General features: G+C 55.6%; 15 protein-coding genes. 8 read left to right on the plus strand and 7 right to left on the minus strand.

The window, feature by feature from the left end; translation table 11 throughout:
* Nucleotides 1–35: 35 nt before the first annotated feature.
* Both O1722_RS13060 and O1722_RS13065 read right to left on the minus strand, forming a co-directional pair.
* A complete protein-coding gene (locus O1722_RS13060) occupies nucleotides 36–2,465 on the minus strand; it encodes a glucose/quinate/shikimate family membrane-bound PQQ-dependent dehydrogenase (protein WP_033487076.1) in 2,430 nt (809 codons plus the stop codon).
* Nucleotides 2,466–2,811: 346 nt separating this feature from the next.
* Nucleotides 2,812–3,231, minus strand: coding sequence for a translesion error-prone DNA polymerase V autoproteolytic subunit (locus O1722_RS13065; RefSeq protein ID WP_003857514.1), 420 nt, complete (start codon nucleotides 3,229–3,231; stop codon nucleotides 2,812–2,814).
* Between the two features lie 325 nt (nucleotides 3,232–3,556).
* Between O1722_RS13065 and O1722_RS13070 the strand changes: the two genes are divergently transcribed.
* Complete coding sequence (locus O1722_RS13070; RefSeq protein ID WP_032670025.1) at nucleotides 3,557–3,757, plus strand: hypothetical protein; 201 nt, start codon at nucleotides 3,557–3,559, stop codon at nucleotides 3,755–3,757.
* Between the two features lie 46 nt (nucleotides 3,758–3,803).
* Here the strand turns inward: O1722_RS13070 and O1722_RS13075 are convergent, their stop codons facing one another.
* Complete coding sequence (locus O1722_RS13075) at nucleotides 3,804–4,670, minus strand: aldo/keto reductase family oxidoreductase (protein WP_023296516.1); 867 nt, start codon at nucleotides 4,668–4,670, stop codon at nucleotides 3,804–3,806.
* A 144-nt stretch (nucleotides 4,671–4,814) separates the two neighbouring features.
* On the opposite strand from O1722_RS13075, the gene tcp reads away from it, so the two are divergent.
* The gene (tcp, locus tag O1722_RS13080) at nucleotides 4,815–6,476 is read left to right on the plus strand and encodes a methyl-accepting chemotaxis citrate transducer (protein ID WP_017384568.1); all 1,662 of its coding nucleotides are present in this window, start codon (nucleotides 4,815–4,817) and stop codon (nucleotides 6,474–6,476) included.
* 32 nt (nucleotides 6,477–6,508) lie between these two features.
* Here tcp and smrA read toward each other — a convergent pair whose 3' ends face one another.
* Complete coding sequence (gene smrA, locus O1722_RS13085) at nucleotides 6,509–7,072, minus strand: DNA endonuclease SmrA (RefSeq protein WP_015570640.1); 564 nt, start codon at nucleotides 7,070–7,072, stop codon at nucleotides 6,509–6,511.
* 350 nt (nucleotides 7,073–7,422) lie between these two features.
* Complete coding sequence (locus O1722_RS13090) at nucleotides 7,423–8,328, minus strand: LysR family transcriptional regulator (protein ID WP_032648168.1); 906 nt, start codon at nucleotides 8,326–8,328, stop codon at nucleotides 7,423–7,425.
* Nucleotides 8,329–8,502: 174 nt separating this feature from the next.
* On the opposite strand from O1722_RS13090, the gene O1722_RS13095 reads away from it, so the two are divergent.
* The 6 genes from O1722_RS13095 to uspE all read left to right on the plus strand — a co-directional run bounded on the left by O1722_RS13095 (nucleotide 8,503) and on the right by uspE (nucleotide 15,385).
* Nucleotides 8,503–9,813, plus strand: coding sequence for a M20 family metallo-hydrolase (locus tag O1722_RS13095; protein WP_032671083.1), 1,311 nt, complete (start codon nucleotides 8,503–8,505; stop codon nucleotides 9,811–9,813).
* Nucleotides 9,813–11,258 (plus strand): M20 family metallopeptidase, encoded by a 1,446-nt coding sequence (locus O1722_RS13100; RefSeq protein ID WP_033487077.1) that lies wholly within the window; start codon nucleotides 9,813–9,815, stop codon nucleotides 11,256–11,258. Before O1722_RS13095 ends, O1722_RS13100 begins: the two co-directional genes overlap by 1 nt.
* A 51-nt stretch (nucleotides 11,259–11,309) precedes the next feature.
* Entirely contained in the window at nucleotides 11,310–12,836 is a 1,527-nt protein-coding gene (gene abgT / locus O1722_RS13105; RefSeq protein ID WP_017694100.1) for a p-aminobenzoyl-glutamate transporter, read from the plus strand.
* Between the two features lie 9 nt (nucleotides 12,837–12,845).
* Nucleotides 12,846–13,361: a methylated-DNA--[protein]-cysteine S-methyltransferase gene (gene ogt, locus O1722_RS13110; protein ID WP_015570643.1), complete on the plus strand. Its 516-nt coding sequence runs from the start codon at nucleotides 12,846–12,848 to the stop codon at nucleotides 13,359–13,361.
* Between the two features lie 183 nt (nucleotides 13,362–13,544).
* Nucleotides 13,545–14,297, plus strand: coding sequence for a fumarate/nitrate reduction transcriptional regulator Fnr (fnr, locus tag O1722_RS13115; protein WP_000611906.1), 753 nt, complete (start codon nucleotides 13,545–13,547; stop codon nucleotides 14,295–14,297).
* 137 nt (nucleotides 14,298–14,434) lie between these two features.
* Nucleotides 14,435–15,385 (plus strand): universal stress protein UspE, encoded by a 951-nt coding sequence (gene uspE, locus O1722_RS13120; protein WP_006808916.1) that lies wholly within the window; start codon nucleotides 14,435–14,437, stop codon nucleotides 15,383–15,385.
* 40 nt (nucleotides 15,386–15,425) lie between these two features.
* On the opposite strand, the gene O1722_RS13125 is transcribed toward uspE, so the two are convergent.
* Both O1722_RS13125 and pntB read right to left on the minus strand, forming a co-directional pair.
* Nucleotides 15,426–16,535, minus strand: a complete 1,110-nt coding sequence (locus tag O1722_RS13125; RefSeq protein ID WP_017694101.1) for a mechanosensitive ion channel family protein — start codon at nucleotides 16,533–16,535, stop codon at nucleotides 15,426–15,428.
* Nucleotides 16,536–16,642: 107 nt separating this feature from the next.
* Nucleotides 16,643–18,031: a Re/Si-specific NAD(P)(+) transhydrogenase subunit beta gene (gene pntB, locus O1722_RS13130; protein ID WP_003857541.1), complete on the minus strand. Its 1,389-nt coding sequence runs from the start codon at nucleotides 18,029–18,031 to the stop codon at nucleotides 16,643–16,645.
* Nucleotides 18,032–18,041 lie beyond the last annotated feature (10 nt).

The raw sequence follows: 18,041 nt of genomic DNA on the forward strand, positions 1-18,041 counted from the left end.
CGTACTACGACGGGGCCGGGCTGCTTATTTCGCTGTTATTTATCCAGCGCGTAGGCAATCACGTAGTCACCACGATCCGGCGACTGGCGTGCACCGCCGGCAGAGATCAGAATGTACTGTTTGCCGGTTTTCGGTGATACATAGCTGACAGGTCCGCCCTGGCTACCCACCGGGAGACGCGCTTTCCACACTTCTTCCCCCGTGGAGGAATCAAAGGCGCGCAGGTAGTAATCCTGGGTTCCCGCAATGAAGACCAGACCGCCCTGCGTGGCCAGCGTACCGCCCAGCGTCGGCATACCGACAGGCATTGGCATGCGCATTTTTATCCCAAACGGACCGGTATCCTGAACGGTACCGACCGGCACCTGCCAGACGATTTTCTGCGTTTTCAGGTCAATTGCGGAGAGGGAGCCAAACGGTGGTTTCTGGCACGGAATGCCCAGCGGTGACATGAAACGGTTTTTGTTGACCGAATACGGCGTTCCTTTCATCGGAACGGCGCCCATCCCGGCGTTCACGGCTTCACCGCCCGTGTTTGCCACCGCGCTCTGCGGATCTTGTTTAATCAGCTGGACCCACAGACCCAGACGCATGTCGTTGACGAAGATGTACTGGTTGTTCGGATCGGTGGACAAGCTGCCCCAGTTCATTCCCCCCAGCGAGCCCGGGAAGCTCAGGGAAATATCGGTTCCCGGCATCGTGTACAGACCGTCATAACGCATTGATTTGAAGCTGATACGGCAGGCCAGCTGGTCAAACGGCGTCGCCCCCCACATATCCGATTCTTTCAGGGTTTCCGCGCCAATCTGCGGCATTCCCACAGAGCGCGGCTGCGTTGCCGGGTACTGTTCACGTGGAATATCCGCTGGTTTTACCGGAACCTCTTTCACTTCAGTGAGCGGTTTACCCGTCAGGCGATCAAGAACGTAAATTTGCCCCGCTTTGGTGCCCACCACCACCGCGGGCTTGTTGCCCTCTTTCGTCGGGAAATCAACCAGGCTCGGCTGCATCGGGATATCGAAATCCCAGAGGTCGTTATGAACGGTCTGGTATACCCACTTCTCTTTCCCGGTAGTCGCATCCAGCGCGAGGATTGAGGTGGCGTATTTGTGATCTTCCGGAATACGGTCAGCGCCCCACAGGTCGACAGAGGAACTTCCCATCGGGATAAACACGGTATTCATCGACGCATCCCAGGACATAGGGGCCCAGGAGTTTGCAGAGCTACGTTTGTAGTGTTCACCCGGCTTCAGAACATAGTTCGGATCCGGATTACGCGGGTCGAACGCCCAGCGCAGCTGGCCGGTGATCACGTCATAACCACGTATAACGCCTCCCGGCATATCGGTGCTGACGTTATCCGCAACGCGGCCGCCAACGACAACCGTCGTACCCGCCAGCGTCGGGGCCGACGTCAGCACGTAGGTGGGATCTGACGCGTCGCCCATCCCTTCATGCAGGTTAACGCTGCCGTTAGTACCGAAGTCCGGGCAGAACTTGCCGTTATCGGCGTCTAACGCGATCAGCTTACCGTCGATGGTGTTCATCAGGATACGACGCTGGCATGCAGCGCCCGGTGCCACCTGCGCTGGCAGAACCGGCGTGGAGCCGGCTACCGTTGGCTGCGCCAGCGGTTTGGTGGCATCAAAGTACGCCAGACCACGGCAGCGCATCCAGATTGCAGACCTGGCGTTGATTTCCGCTTTCCAGATCTCTTTCCCGCTATCGGCATCCACGGCGATCACGTTGTTATGCGGCGTACAGAGGAAGACACGATCGCCAACCTGTAGCGGCGTTTGCTGATCTTCTGCGCCATTGCCGTCCGGACTTTCCGGTACGTCACCGGTATGGTAGGTCCAGACCGGTTTCAGGTTTTTCACGTTGTCACGGGTTATCTGGTCCAGCGCCACAAAGCGACTACCGCCAGCCGTATTACCGTAGTGATCCCAGTTCTGCTGTTTCGCATCATCTTTTACCGGCACCAGCGGGCGTTTTTCACCGCTAAACGGCACGGTCGGATGGGGTTGAAACATCTGAACAAAGGTGACGCCCATGGCGACAATAAGGACCGCGCAGACCCCCAGGGCCCCTTTTACGCAGGACGGTTTTCCTTCACGTTTACGCAATGCAGGCCAGGTGGCGGCTGCCAGCACCATCAGCCCGGCGGGTACCATTAAACGGGAAACCAGCGGCCAGAAGTCGAGCCCGGCATCGAAAAATGCCCAAATCAGGGTACCAAGAAACACCAGGGCAAACAGCCCCACGGCAGAGGACTTGCGGCGGAAGAACTGAATCGCAGAGAGCAGAGTGATAACCCCGGCGATGAGAAAATACCAACTCCCCCCCAGGGAAACCAGTTTAAAACCGCCGATGGCAAAAAAGAGCCCCGTTACAAGAAGTATCACACCCACCAGCAGGCACCACGGGCCTAACCAGCCGGATGGGCGGGGATTATTGTCTGACATAAAAATGAATCTCCTGATTACTTTATAACAGCAGGGTTTTATTGACTGCCACGATGCTAAAACCCTGCATAACATCGATTGTTCGTGTGCGAATCATAAGTTAAAATTATAATGTAGACAAAATGTATTCTGTCGGAAGAAAAGAAAACTCACTAAAGTGCAGGAACATAACAAAATAAAAAAATGGGATATCACTCTGTAATTCGCCAATACCAGAATATTTGACCAGTCAGTTCCGGCTTATGCGATGAATATCAGGTTTGCTGACAAGACAGCCCGGATAACGTAAGATTTTTGCATGATGAGAATTAACTTATTGCCTATTAATTAAGCTTCACAAACACGATCAGCTCGCGGATTTCACGATATACGTCACTACACCAAAGATATCGAGCGTATCGTCGCTGCCGACAATAATCGGTGAATAGGCGCTGTTCATGGGGTTGAGTTGAATATTGGGACGCAACTGGAGGCGCTTCACGGTAAATTCGCCCTCTACCGCCGCAATCACGATATCGCCATGCTCAGGCTTGCGGGAACTGTCCACCACCAGCAAATCACCGTTATTGATCCCCCCTTCTATCATCGAGTCACCGGCGGCTTTGACAAAGTAAGTGGAGCTGGGATGGGCGACTAATAACTCGTTTAAATCGATACGCCGCTCTACATAATCCGCTGCCGGGCTGGGGAAGCCGCACTGTACTAAGTCGCTGAAAAGTGGAATAGCAACGATTTCACGCAACTCTGCGGGTCTGAAAAAGATCATGATAAATACCTCCATACTGTTTTTATATACAGTAGTTTTAACTGAGGTATCGATCAAGCCATGTCAGCGTAAGCGGCTGGCTACGCCTTAACCGCTTCGCTTATAACCCCCTATAGCAATGAAGATTATTTGCTTTGTAAATTTTTACGTATGGGCAAGCTTAACGCGTCATAAAACATCACTATTAAATCACTTACTAATGACTTCTAAATACACAAAACACAACTTAGCTTCACTGCACAATCACTATCCATTGACTTTCTATTTAGACTGACGCATATTTTACAGCACAAATTAACAAGACAATTTTTGGAGGACGTTTTCTATGCCCGCCCGTGATTATCCCGATAAGCGTGTTGCTCGCGGTGTCGCAAAGGAGGCCGAACTCAGGATGTTAAGCGCGCGCATCGATCCTGCGCTGATGGAGTACATCCGCATTACTGCGTATGAAACACGGAAAAGTAAGCAGGAAATCGTGGCGGAAGCATTAGCGCTTCACCGCCAAAAAAGTCAGATTGGATCATAAACAGCAAAAGCCCGAAAAATCCTCCGGGCTTTTGCTGCCATCGGGATTACCCCACCAGCGAATTTAACGTCTCCAGCGCCTCAGGCGGCAATACCAGATCGGCTGCCGCCAGGTTTTCACGCAGATGCGCCACCGACGAGGTTCCCGGGATCAAGAGGATATTTGGTGAGCGTTGCAGCAGCCATGCCAGCGCCACCTGCATCGGCGTCGCGCCCAGTGAATCCGCCACCGCCTGTAGTCCGGAAGATTGCAGTGGCGTGAAACCTCCCAGCGGGAAGAACGGCACCCAGGCAATCCCCTGCTGCGCCAGCGAATCGACCAGCGCATCGTCACCGCGATTCACAACGTTGTACATGTTCTGTACACACACCACGGAAACCATCTTCTGCGCTTCAGCGACCTGCGAAGCGGTGACGTTGCTCAGCCCAATATGGCGAACCAGCCCCTGCTGTTGTAGCTCCGCAAGAGTGCTCAGCGGCGCGGCAATCGAACCTTCCGCCGGTCCGTGGGTGCTAAACATGATCCGCAGGTTAACCACGTCCAGCACATCCCGCTTCAGGTTACGCAGGTTGTCATGCACCGCCTGCGTCAGCTCCTGCGCGGAAAACGCCGGCAGCCAGGAGGCATCCTCGCCGCGTCGGGCTCCGATCTTGGTCACAATCGTAAGGTCGTCCCGGTACGGATGAAGCGCCTCGCAGATAAGCTGGTTGGTCACATGAGGTCCGTAAAAATCGCTGGTATCAATGTGATTCACACCCGACGCCACCGCTTCACGCAGCACCGCCAGCGCCGCATTTTTGTCTTTTGGCGGACCAAAAACGCCAGGCCCGGCAAGCTGCATCGCGCCATAGCCAAATCGTTTAACCGTACGCGTTCCGAGCGTGAACGTTCCGCTTTTATCTATGCTGCTCATGCTGACCTTCCTCATAAAAATGATCCGGATTTACAACAGGTTCCGCAACGAAACCATTAGTTAAGCAATAGTAAAATTAAAGTTTAAATTCGCTACGACGATAGTATTGATGTAACCCTGCCTCTTCTCTTACGGATGACCGCCATGCTGAAAAATCTGCACGTGATTACCGGTATTATCTTTGCCCTCACCATATTCTGTCTGCTGCAAGTTGTCACGGGAGGGTTGTTCTACTCTGCCGTTAACAACGATCGTCACAACTTTCAGAACTCCGGGTTACTCAATGCCCAACAGGAGAGCCTGAGCGACAGCGTGAACACGCTGGTGAAAACGCGCGTTACCGTCACCCGCGTGGCGATCCGCTATCTGAAAAACCAGCGCGATCCGGCCTCTCTCGCAGCAATCAACACGCTGTTGGGCACCGCGAACGGTTCGCTGACCAAAGCCGAAGACTATTACAAAAACTGGCAGGCGATTTCGCAGGTGAAGGGCCAGAATGCCGCGCTTACCGAAGAGATGCAGAAAGCCTGGAAGCAAATGCACGAGGTGATGCGCTTGTCCATTGAGTATCTGCGCGCCGATAACTATCAGGCCTATGGCGACCTGGACGCCCAGCAGGCGCAGGATGAGATGGAGGCGGTCTATACCCGCTGGCGCGCTGAAAACAACGTGCTGCTGAAAGCCGCCGCCGAAGAGAATCAGAGCAGCTTTACCCAGATGCAGTGGACGCTGGCGGCGATCTTCCTGACTGTGATCGCCGTGCTGGTGGTGATCTGGCAGGGTTTACAGCACCTGCTCCTGAAACCGCTCAACGCCATCATGAACCATATTCGCACCATCGCGAGCGGCGATCTGACGCAAAATGTCGCGATTACCGGGCGCAACGAGATGGGCCAGCTGGCTGCTGGTCTGCACGAGATGCAGCAGTCGCTGGTGAGCACCGTCAGCGCCGTGCGCGGCAGCACCGATTCGATCTACACGGGCGCAGGAGAAATTGCCGCCGGGAGTAACGACCTTTCCGCGCGAACCGAGCAGCAGGCAGCCTCGCTGGAAGAGACCGCCGCCAGTATGGAAGAGCTGACTGCCACGGTGAAACAGAACTCGGATAACGCCCGTCAGGCGACGCTGCTGGCGAAGAATGCGTCTGAAACCGCCGCTCGCGGCGGTCAGGTGGTGGATAACGTGGTGCGTACCATGAATGACATTGCCGACAGTTCTCAGCAAATTGCGCATATCACCGGCGTTATCGATAGCATTGCCTTCCAGACCAACATTCTGGCGCTCAACGCGGCGGTTGAAGCCGCCCGTGCCGGGGAACAAGGTCGCGGCTTTGCGGTCGTGGCAGGTGAAGTACGGACGCTGGCCAGCCGCAGCGCGCAGGCGGCAAAAGAGATCAAAGGGCTTATCGAGAACTCTGTCAGCCGAGTGAATACCGGCTCGGAACAGGTGAGCGAGGCGGGTGCGACCATGAAAGAGATCGTCGCGGCCGTGACGCGCGTAACCGATATTATGGCTGAGATTTCCTCGGCGTCTGACGAGCAGAGCCGCGGTATAGAGCAGGTCAGCCTGGCGGTCTCGCAGATGGACAGCGTCACACAGCAAAACGCCGCGCTGGTACAGGAGTCGGCAACGGCGGCGGCAGCGCTGGAAGATCAGTCTGAACAGCTGCGTCAGGCCGTGGCGGCATTCCGGCTGAACGCTCAGGCATCGCTGGCGGCTCGCCCTAAAAACGTGAAAACGCCCGTACTGCTGCGCCCGTCAGCGGCAGGCGCGAATACAGCTGACGCGAACTGGGAAACCTTCTGAGTGACAGGCGGGCATCTCGCCCGCCTTCCTGATTAGCGGCTGCGCTTGGCGTGGCGCTCCCAGTTATCTCGCTTCGCATCCTCTGACTTACGCAACGAGACATAGCATGCTCCGCTGCCGCCGTGATGCGGCTGCGCTTCGCAAAAGGCCTGTACTTCGTCGAACTCGGTCAGCCAGCGCGCAAGATAGCTGCGCACCACGTTAGGATGCGACTGCTGTTCACGCCCTTTACCATGCACGATGATCAGGTTGCGTAGCCCGTCACGTCCGGCCTGGCGAATAAAGGAATAGACCAGCTGGCGGCATTGCTCCGCAGGCTGGCGTAACAGCGTTAAGCTGGCCTGACGGGAATATTTGCCGGAACGCAGCTTATCAAATACCCCCTGCTGTACCCCTTCGCGCTGGTACATGAGCGGCTCGGCAAGGGGCAACAGTTCCAGAAACCCCAGCGTCAGAAAGTTATCGAGCTGCTCAGTATCTATTTCCTGACGCGCCCGCGTGTTGCGGCTCTGCTGCCAGTGAATATCCGCGCAGCGTTTGAGCGGCTGGACATCCTCCATGGCGTCAAGAAAAAGTGATTTGTCGTCAGGGTTCATGGAAATCCTCCGGCTACATCTGAGTGATGTACTATACCTGCGCCCGTTGCGGGTCTCAATCATCCAGGCACAGGTTCAAATAATGGCTTAAGGAACAGATAATCGCAGACGCAATAAATTTAATCTAACCTTAACTTAAATTTCAGCCGTAATTAATTAAATAATTTACGTTAAAAAATCGTGAAATCAATCACTCAACGTCCTTCTCTTTTAAGAAAAAGCTGTTATAACTTAATAAACCTGCCCAACGGATAATGCATGTAGGATCCGCGAAAGGACGCACGACTGTGTGTACTGTGGAGTCTGTCTGATGTCGGGCAGACTCTATTTTTTTATTGTTGTTATTTTGATTAAATTAATTTCCTGGCTTCCCTTCGAAACTGCGTGATTAATGATTCGGCAAGCGGTGTCTGGCGAGAATCACGACGCTGAATTAAATAATATGCTGCTTTAGGCAGGGTTTCGACAACCGGCAGCATTATCAGACGGTGCGCCAGAAGCGGATCGCAGCCCAGCTCCTGCGGTAAAATGCTGATGAAATCGCTTTGTGCGACGAGGCTAATACAGGAGGAAAAGGTCTCACAGACAACGCCAATTCGCGGTATTTGAGAGCGATGGCTAAAAGTATCCTGCAACTGCTTATAATAACTTCCCCGGGGCGTAGGCATCGTCCAGTTATATTGCAAAAGCTCATTAATTGAGGTCGCCCCTGTCGCCGGATGCCCTGCCCGACAAAATACAGCAAAAGGCTTTTCGAACAGCTTTTCAAACGTAAATTCGTGATCGTACGGCCCCTGATAATAGGTATTGATGGTAAAGTCCAGCTCACCCTGACGTAATTCATTAATCATCGACACCAGCTGGCCTTCCATAATCCGGACGTTGACCTGAGGATGCTGCGCATGAAAACGCGTAATGACGGCCGGCATCAGGCTGCGTGAAATGCTGGCTCCCATCCCAATATTGATCTGCCCGGCAAGCTCGCCCTGTCGCTGGCGGATGTCATCCTGCGCTGCACGCAGCTCTTCCAGAATCAAATTAGCGCGGTGATAAAACCCTTCCCCGCACTCGGTCAGCGCGACGCCTTTACTCCGGCGCACAAATAGCTGGGCCGCCATACCCTCCTCCAGCTCTTTAATGGATTTGGTCAGCGCCGGCTGGGAAAGATTTAACGTCCTGCTGGCACCGCGAATGCTGCCCTGACGCGCCACTTCAACAAACGCCCGGATTTGATGAAATTTAATCTGAAATGACATAGCTCAACCGATAACCGTTGTTTATCAGAGTAAAGAAACTGTCATCTACTTTAATGGAAAGGTATATGCGAGGGTAATTTCTGAACGGTTAAAACTGTGAAAAAACGGTTAGTGATAAGTAAAAACTATCACAACGTGAAGCAGTTCACATTTTTTATGATGACAGGAGCAGATATGGACACACTGGCACAGTACATCCAGACATTATCCCCCCAGTTGATCGCATGGCGTCGCGATTTTCACCATTTTGCGGAATCCGGCTGGGTAGAGTTTCGAACAGCTGCGAAAGTCGCGGAAATCCTCGACTCGCTGGGCTACGAACTGGCGATGGGTCGCGACGTGGTCGATGCCGAAAGCCGTATGGGACTGCCCGATGATGCCACCCTTTCGCGAGAGTTTGCCCGCGCCCGGGCGCAGGGTGCGCCGGAGAAATGGCTGGCGCCGTTTGAGGGCGGATTTACCGGCATTGTGGCGACCCTGAATACCGGACGTCCGGGCCCGACGCTGGCGTTTCGGGTAGACATGGATGCACTTGATTTAAGCGAAGCGCTTGACGAAAGTCATCGCCCCTTCCGCGACGGTTTTGCCTCCTGCAATGCGGGAATGATGCATGCTTGCGCGCACGACGGCCACACCACCATTGGTCTGGGGCTGGCGCAGGTGCTTAAGCAGAATGAAGCGCAGCTCAACGGCACCATCAAGCTAATTTTCCAGCCTGCCGAAGAAGGCACCCGCGGCGCGCGCGCCATGGTTGCCGCCGGGGCGCTGGACGGCGTGGATTATTTTACCGCCATTCATATTGGTACCGGCGTGCCTGCCGGAACGGCGATCTGCGGCAGCGATAGCTTTATGGCCACCACCAAGTTCGACGTGAACTTTACCGGCGTTGCGGCACACGCGGGCGGTAAGCCGGAGGACGGACGTAACGCTCTGCTCGCCGCCGCGCAGGCCGCACTTGCCCTGCACAGCATTGCGCCACACAGCGAAGGCGCCTCCCGCGTCAACGTCGGGGTGATGCAGGCAGGTAGCGGACGCAACGTGGTGCCCGCCAATGCCCTGATCAAGGTTGAAACCCGCGGCGAAACCGAAGCCATTAATCAGTATGTCTTTGAACGCGCGCAGGCGGTTATCACCGGCGCGGCCGCGCTCTACGGCGTAAGCGCCGAAATACGCCTGATGGGTGCCGCCACCTTCAGCGCGCCGACGCCGGCCTGGGTTGCTTATCTGCGCGAACAGGCGAGCCAGGTTTCCGGAATTGAGCATGCAATTGATAAGGTGACAGCGCCTGCGGGCTCCGAAGATGCCACGCTGATGATGGCCCGCGTTCAGCAGAACGGCGGCATGGCGTCGTATATGGTCTTCGGCACCGAGCTGAGCGCCGGACATCATAACGAAAAATTCGATTTTGATGAGCAGGTGATGAACGTTGCCATCGAAACGCTGGCGCGAACTGCGCTTAATTTCCCGTGGACGCGAGGTGTGTAATGCAGGAGAACTACGCTTTTATCGCCGATGCCATCGACACGCGATGTCAGACGTTTACCGATATTGCCGACGACATCTGGGATCATCCCGAAACGCGCTTCGAAGAGTTCTGGTCCGCCGAACGGCTCGCCAGTGCGCTGGAAGCCGAGGGCTTTGCCCTGACGCGGGAAGCCGGAGGCATTCCCAATGCCTTTATTGCCAGCTACGGCAGCGGCAAGCCCGTTATCGCCCTTCTGGGCGAATACGATGCCCTGGCCGGGCTAAGCCAGCAGGCGCACTGCGCGACGGCGCAATCCGCCACCCCGGGGGCGAACGGCCACGGCTGCGGGCATAACCTGTTAGGCACTGCTGCCTTCGCCGGGGCGGTGGCGGTGAAAAGCTGGCTGGAACAACACGGCGGCAGCGGAACGGTACGATTTTACGGCTGCCCCGGCGAGGAAGGCGGCTCCGGTAAAACCTTTATGGTACGTGAAGGGCTGTTTGACGACGTGGACGCTGCCGTGACATGGCACCCGGAGGCCTTTGCCGGGATGTTTAACGTCAGCACGCTGGCCAATATTCAGGCCGCCTGGCGGTTTAAGGGGATCGCCGCTCATGCCGCAAACTCCCCACATCTGGGGCGCAGCGCGCTGGATGCCGTGACGCTGATGACCACCGGTACAAACTTCCTCAACGAACACATCATAGAAAAAGCGCGCGTTCATTACGCCATCACCGATACCGGCGGGATTTCGCCCAACGTGGTACAGGCCCAGGCCGAGGTGCTGTACCTGATCCGCGCCCCGGAGATGGCCGATGCGCAGCAGATCTACGCGCGCATCGAGAAAATCGCCCAGGGTGCGGCGATGATGACCGAAACCACCGTCGAGTGCCGCTTTGATAAAGCCTGCTCCAGCTATCTGCCGAACCGTACGCTCGAAGCGGCGATGTACCACGCATTGCAGCATTATGGCACGCCGGCCTGGACGGAAGAGGAACGCGAATTTGCCCGTGAAATCCGCGCCACGCTCACGGCAAACGACCTGCAAAACAGCCTGAAAAACATTGCCGCAACGGGGGGCGAAGAGGGAAAAGCGTTTGCCCGACGCCATCAGGAGACGCTGCTGGTGGATGAAGTTGCCCCTTACGCCATCACCGATAACGTGCTGGCAGGCTCCACCGATGTGGGGGATGTCAGCTGGAAGATGCCTGTTGCACAGTGCTTTAGCCCCTGTTTTACCGTCGGCACCCCACTGCATACCTGGCAATTAGTGGCGCAGGGGCGTACCTCAATTGCCCATAAAGGCATGTTGCTGGCCGGAAAAGTGATGGGCGCGACCGCGCTGCATCTGCTTCAGGATGCCGACCTGTTGCGAAAATGCCGGGAAGAGTTCGAACAACACATAACAGAAAAACCGTACGAGTGTCCGATCCCGCAGGGCGTGACACCGTCACCTTTAAAATAAAAAAACACAACACAACACAACACAACACAACAACAGTCCCGAGGAACGCCCATGAGTATGTCTTCCATACCTTCGCATTCCCCATCCGGTAAGCTCTATGGCTGGGTTGAAAGGATCGGCAATAAAGTGCCGCACCCTTTCCTGCTTTTTATCTATTTAATTGTCATCCTGATGGTCGCGACGGCCGTGCTGTCCGCCTTTGATGTGAGCGTGCGCAGCCCGGCCGACGGCAGCATGGTGGCAGTGAAAAACCTGCTCAGCGTTGAAGGGTTGCACTGGTTTTTGCCGAACGTGATTAAAAACTTCAGCGGTTTTGCGCCGCTGGGCGCCATCCTGGCGCTGGTGTTAGGCGCGGGACTGGCCGAACGCGTGGGTCTGCTGCCCGCGCTGATGGTGAAAATGGCCTCGCACGTCAGCGCGCGTTATGCCAGCTATATGGTGCTGTTTATTGCCTTCTTCAGCCATATCTCGTCCGACGCGGCGCTGGTGATCATGCCGCCGATGGGGGCGCTGATTTTCCTCGCCGTTGGCCGTCATCCTGTTGCGGGCCTGCTGTCGGCGATTGCGGGCGTCGGCTGTGGGTTTACCGCTAACCTGCTTATCGTGACCACCGATGTGCTGCTCTCCGGCATCAGTACGGAGGCAGCCAGCACCATCGATGCGACTATGCACGTCAGCGTGATCGACAACTGGTACTTTATGGCCAGTTCGGTGATTGTCCTGACGATTGTCGGGGGGCTGATTACCGATAAGATCATTGAGCCGCGCCTGGGTAAATGGGAAGGCCGGAGCGATGAAAAGCTGGAGACGCTGAGCAAAGAGCAGCAGTTCGGCCTGCGCGTAGCCGGGATCGTCTCGCTGGCGTTCATTGCGGTGGTGGCGCTGATGGTGGTGCCGGAAAATGGCGTGCTGCGCGATCCGATCAAACACACCGTACTGCCCTCGCCGTTTATTCAGGGCATTGTGCCGCTGATAATTCTCTTCTTCTTCGTCGTTTCGCTCGCGTTCGGCATCGCCACCGGCAAAATCCGCCGTCAGGGAGATCTGCCGCACCTGATGATCGAGCCGATGAAGGAGATGGCGGGTTTTATCGTGATGGTGTTCCCGCTGGCGCAGTTTGTCGCCATGTTTAACTGGAGCAACATGGGCAAGTTTATGGCCGTGAGCCTGACGGACGCGCTGGAGGCGGCGGGGTTGAGCGGTGTTCCGGCGTTTGTCGGCCTGGCGCTGCTGTCGTCCCTGCTGTGCATGTTTATTGCCAGCGGGTCGGCCATCTGGTCGATTCTGGCGCCCATCTTTGTCCCCATGTTTATGATGCTCGGCTTCCATCCTGCGTTCGCCCAGATCCTGTTCCGTGTCGCCGATTCCTCGGTGATCCCGCTGGCGCCCGTGTCACCCTTCGTTCCGCTGTTTTTAGGCTTCCTGCAACGCTACAGACCGGAGGCTAAGCTGGGTACCTACTATTCGCTGGTTCTGCCCTATCCGCTTATCTTCTTAGGGGTATGGCTGGTGATGCTGGTGGCATGGTATCTTGTCGGCCTGCCGATTGGACCGGGTGTTTACCCGAGGCTGAACTAAGGAGTACTGATGCTGAGATTACTCGAAGATAAGATTGCGACGCCGCTGGGGCCGCTGTGGGTTATCGCGGATGAAGCGTTCAATCTGCGCGCGGTTGAATGGGAAGAGCACAGCGACCGGATGGTTGAGCTGCTCAACATCCATTATCGCGCCGAGGGTTACGAGCGTATTACTGCCCGTAATCCTGGCGGGCTGAGCGATAAACTGACGGCCTACTTCGAGGGCGATCTCAGCATTATTAATACCCTGCCAACTGCCACGGCGGGCACCCCTTTCCAGCGCGAGGTGTGGCAGGCGCTGCGTAATATTCCCTGCGGGCAGGTGATGCACTACGGTCAGCTGGCAGAGCAGCTTGGCCGTGCCGGCGCGGCGCGCGCGGTCGGTGCGGCAAATGGCTCTAACCCCGTCAGCATTGTGGTGCCTTGCCATCGCGTGATCGGGCGCAACGGCACCCTCACCGGCTATGCCGGGGGCGTACAGCGCAAAGAGTGGCTGCTGCGTCACGAAGGGTATTTTCTGCTGTAATTCCCAGGCTTTTTGTGCTTAATTTTCTTCCTGTTAGGTTCATAATCCTTAATCATTCTGTGGAATTTCAAGGAGATGGCAACACGCTGCCGTCTCTTGTCTTTATTGGGGGTTTGCCAGACTTACGTCCTTACCAAAAAGATGTTAAAATTGACCAATATCAATTAAGGCTTGAGCAAACCTATGATCCCGGAAAAGCGAATTATACGACGCATTCAGTCTGGCGGTTGTGCTATCCATTGCCAGGATTGCAGCATCAGCCAGCTCTGTATCCCGTTTACTCTGAATGAGCACGAACTCGATCAGCTTGACAATATCATCGAGCGCAAAAAGCCTATTCAGAAAGGGCAGACGCTGTTTAAGGCGGGAGACGAACTGAAATCGCTCTATGCTATCCGTTCTGGCACTATCAAAAGCTACACCATTACCGAACAGGGCGACGAGCAGATCACCGGCTTCCATCTGGCAGGCGATTTAGTCGGCTTTGACGCCATCGGCAGTGGCCATCACCCGAGCTTTGCTCAGGCGCTGGAAACCTCTATGGTCTGCGAAATTCCGTTTGAGACGCTGGACGATCTGTCCGGTAAGATGCCGAACCTGCGTCAGCAGATGATGCGTCTGATGAGCGGTGAGATTAAAGGCGATCAGGATATGATCCTGCTGCTTTCCAAAAAGAATGCCGAAGAGCGTCTGGCCGCCTTTATCTATAACCTCTCCCGCCGTTTCGCGGAGCGTGGCTTCTCCCCGCGTGAATTCCGTCTGACCATGACGCGCGGCGATATTGGCAACTATCTGGGCCTGACCGTGGAAACCATTAGCCGTCTGCTGGGTCGCTTCCAGAAAAGCGGAATGCTGGCGGTTAAAGGTAAGTACATCACCATCGAAAACGGTGAAGCGCTGGCCATTCTGGCGGGTCACTCACGTAACGTGGCATAACTCTCCCGGATATCTTATGCCAGGTCGATAAATTTTCATGATTATTGATCTGGCAAAAACTTCCCCCCTGTTTCATTCAAGATATATAGGTTACTCTTTTACTTACAGACTGTGGTGACAGTAGTAAGGAGACCTGTATGGCAAAGTATCAAAACATGCTGGTGGCTATCGATCCTAATCAGGACGATCAGCCGGCATTACGACGTGCTGTGTATTTACATCAACGGATTGGTGGCAAAATTAAAGCCTTTTTGCCGATTTATGACTTCTCATACGAGATGACCACCCTTCTGTCGCCTGACGAGCGCACCGCTATGCGTCAGGGAGTGATCAGCCAGCGTACCGCGTGGATCCGCGAGCAGGCGAAATATTACCTGGAAGCGGGCGTACCGATTGATATCAAAGTGGTCTGGCACAACCGACCTTTCGAAGCCATTATTCAGGAAGTGGTGGCCGGTGGGCATGACCTGCTGCTGAAAATGGCGCACCAGCATGACAAACTGGAATCCGTGATTTTCACTCCAACCGACTGGCACCTGCTGCGCAAATGCCCTTGCCCGGTATGGATGGTGAAAGATCAGCCATGGCCTGAGGGCGGGAAAGCCGTCGTGGCGGTGAATCTGGCCAGCGAAGAGGATTATCACAATTCGCTGAACGAGAAGCTGGTGAAGGAAACCATCCAGCTTGCCGACCAGGTTAACCACACCGAAGTCCATCTGGTGGGTGCCTATCCGGTTACGCCAATCAATATCGCCATCGAGTTGCCTGAATTTGACCCGAGCGTGTATAACGACGCGATTCGCGGTCAGCATCTGCTGGCCATGAAAGCGCTGCGCCAGAAATTCAGTATCGATGAGAATATGACGCACGTAGAAAAAGGGTTACCGGAAGAGGTTATTCCGGATCTGGCGGAGCATTTGCAGGCCGGGATTGTGGTGCTGGGCACCATTGGCCGGACCGGTATCTCTGCCGCGTTCCTGGGAAATACCGCCGAGCAGGTGATTGACCACCTGCGCTGCGACCTTCTGGTCATCAAACCGGATCAGTATCAAACGCCGGTTGAACTGGACGATGAGGAAGACGATTGACCCCAAAATGAAAGCCCGCCGGTAACGGCGGGCTTTTTTATTACGCTTCGCTCAACCGCTGCGTCGGTGCCTCGTCGCCGGCATTCATCCAGGGCGCGTGCAGAACCATGCTTGGCAGCGCCAGCTTGATCTCCTGCTGGTTCAGCCCCTCCAGAATACGGATATTGATCTCCTGCTGAATATCCATGTACTTGTTGTAGTCCGCCGTATTAACGATATGGACCACCTCGAAGGTCAGGCGATCGCGATCGAAGCCCAGGAAATGGGCGCGGTCAAACTTCGTTTCCCCGACGTCGGTAATGATCTGTTTGACCATATCACCCACTGAACGCAGTTTGTCCGGCGCCGTGTCGCTGGCAACCCCGAAGGTAAAGACGATCCGGCGCGTTTGCATCCGTTTGTAGTTATGCAGCGTCTGTTGCAGCAGAATGGCGTTCCCGCAGACAATCTGCTCCCCGCTCAGGCTGCGGATACGGGTGGTTTTCAGGCCAATGTGCTCTACCGTCCCGGCGACATCGTTAAACACCACAAAATCACCAATTTCGAACGGCTTATCAAAACCGATGGAAAGCGATGCAAACACGTCGCTCAGGATCGTTTGCACCGCGAGGGCGATTGCAATACCCCCTACCCCAAGGCTGGCAACCAGAGCAGTGATGTTGACGCCCGCGTTAGCAAGAATAGACAGCAGCATCACTGACCAGACTATGGCACGGAGGATAAGCCCCGTGATCACCAGCGTCACCGGGTTTTTATGGCTTCCCGGCGCCAGCATGACGTGACGAAGCCACGACACCACCCCCTGATCCATCCACAGCGCCACCTGGATAGCGAAGACCAGGAACCAGGCGTGGCTCACGGTACCAAAGAGATGATCCGGTAAGTCGACGAAACGCAGGCTGAATAACAGCGCCACGACAAAAAGCAGGAAGCGGCTGGTGCGGTTAAGCATATCCGTCAGGATAAAACGCATCCGGTTGGTGGTGGGGTGCTTGTCGCCCCAGGTAGTGATCCCTTTCTTAACGAAGGCGATCAGACGCGTCAGCAGCCAGTACACCAGCAGAGTCACAAAAACCACCGTGGCGACGCCGATCCAGAAAGATGGCGTCATCATCAGCTCGATGATGTCGAAGCGGGACAAAAATCGCATTACACCTCCTCGTATTACACAAAGGGTAAAGTATAGACAGAGGAGAAAAGCTGGCCGCAGAAATAAGAAAACCGCCCCAGGGGGCGGTTTGTCAGGATGAAGCGCAATTACAGCGCTTTCAGGATCGCATCCACGCTGGCCTTGGCGTCGCCAAACAGCATGTGGGTGTTATCTTTAAAGAACAGCGGGTTCTGCACGCCAGCATAGCCGGTGTTCATAGAGCGTTTGAAGACAATGACGTTCTGCGCCTTCCACACTTCGAGAACAGGCATACCCGCAATCGGACTACGCGGGTCGTCCTGCGCCGCCGGGTTAACGGTGTCGTTGGCGCCAATCACCAACACGGTGTCGGTGTCGGCGAAATCATCGTTGATCTCGTCCATTTCCAGCACAATGTCGTAAGGCACCTTCGCTTCCGCCAGCAGCACGTTCATGTGGCCTGGCAGACGCCCCGCCACCGGGTGAATACCAAAGCGAACCTTGATGCCGCGCGCGCGGAGTTTCTCGGTGATTTCCGCCACCGGATACTGCGCCTGCGCCACCGCCATGCCATAGCCTGGGGTGATGATGACGGAATGCGAGTTTTTCAGCATCTCTGCGGTGTCTTCCGCGCTGATTTCACGGTGTTCACCCACTTCCTCATCAGAACCGGTTGATGAGCCGTCAGAACCGAAGCCACCCGCGATGACGCTGATAAACGAACGGTTCATCGCCTTACACATGATGTAAGACAGGATCGCACCGGAAGAACCGACCAGCGCACCGGTGACAATCAGCAGGTCGTTGCTCAGCATAAAGCCTGCCGCCGCCGCTGCCCAACCGGAGTAGGAGTTCAGCATGGAAACCACCACCGGCATATCTGCTCCGCCGATAGACGCCACCAGATGCCAGCCGAAGGCCAGCGCGATGATGGTCATCACCAGTAACGCCAGCACCTGCAAGCCTACGCTTTCGGTACGCACGAAGACCACCAGCAGCACAAAGGAAACGACCAGCGCCGCCAGGTTCAGCTTGTGGCGGTTAGGCAGCATCAGCGGTTTGGAAGAGATCTTCCCGCGCAGCTTGCCGAACGCCACAATCGACCCGGTGAAGGTCACCGCACCGATGAAGATGCCGAGGAACACTTCGGTCAGGTGGATGTTCACCAGAATCGGCTCCAGGCCCGGTTCGTGGTACAGGTAGCTGTTGAAGCCCACCAGCACCGCCGCCAGACCCACGAAGCTGTGCAGAATGGCAACCAGCTCCGGCATCTCGGTCATTTCAACGCGTTTCGCCAGACGAATACCAATCGCGCCGCCGATGATCATCGCCACCAGGATCCACGCCACGTTGCCGGTGTCCGGCCCAAAGATGGTGGCAATCAGCGCAATCGCCATCCCGGCGATACCAAAGTTATTTCCCTGCTGAGACGTTTCGTGTTTGGAAAGCCCCGCCAGACTGAAAATAAACAGGATTGCAGCAACAATGTATGCGGCTGTAACTAATCCTCCAGACATATGCTACCCC

The organism is Enterobacter cloacae complex sp. HYC003_NIDB, assembly GCF_056673375.1.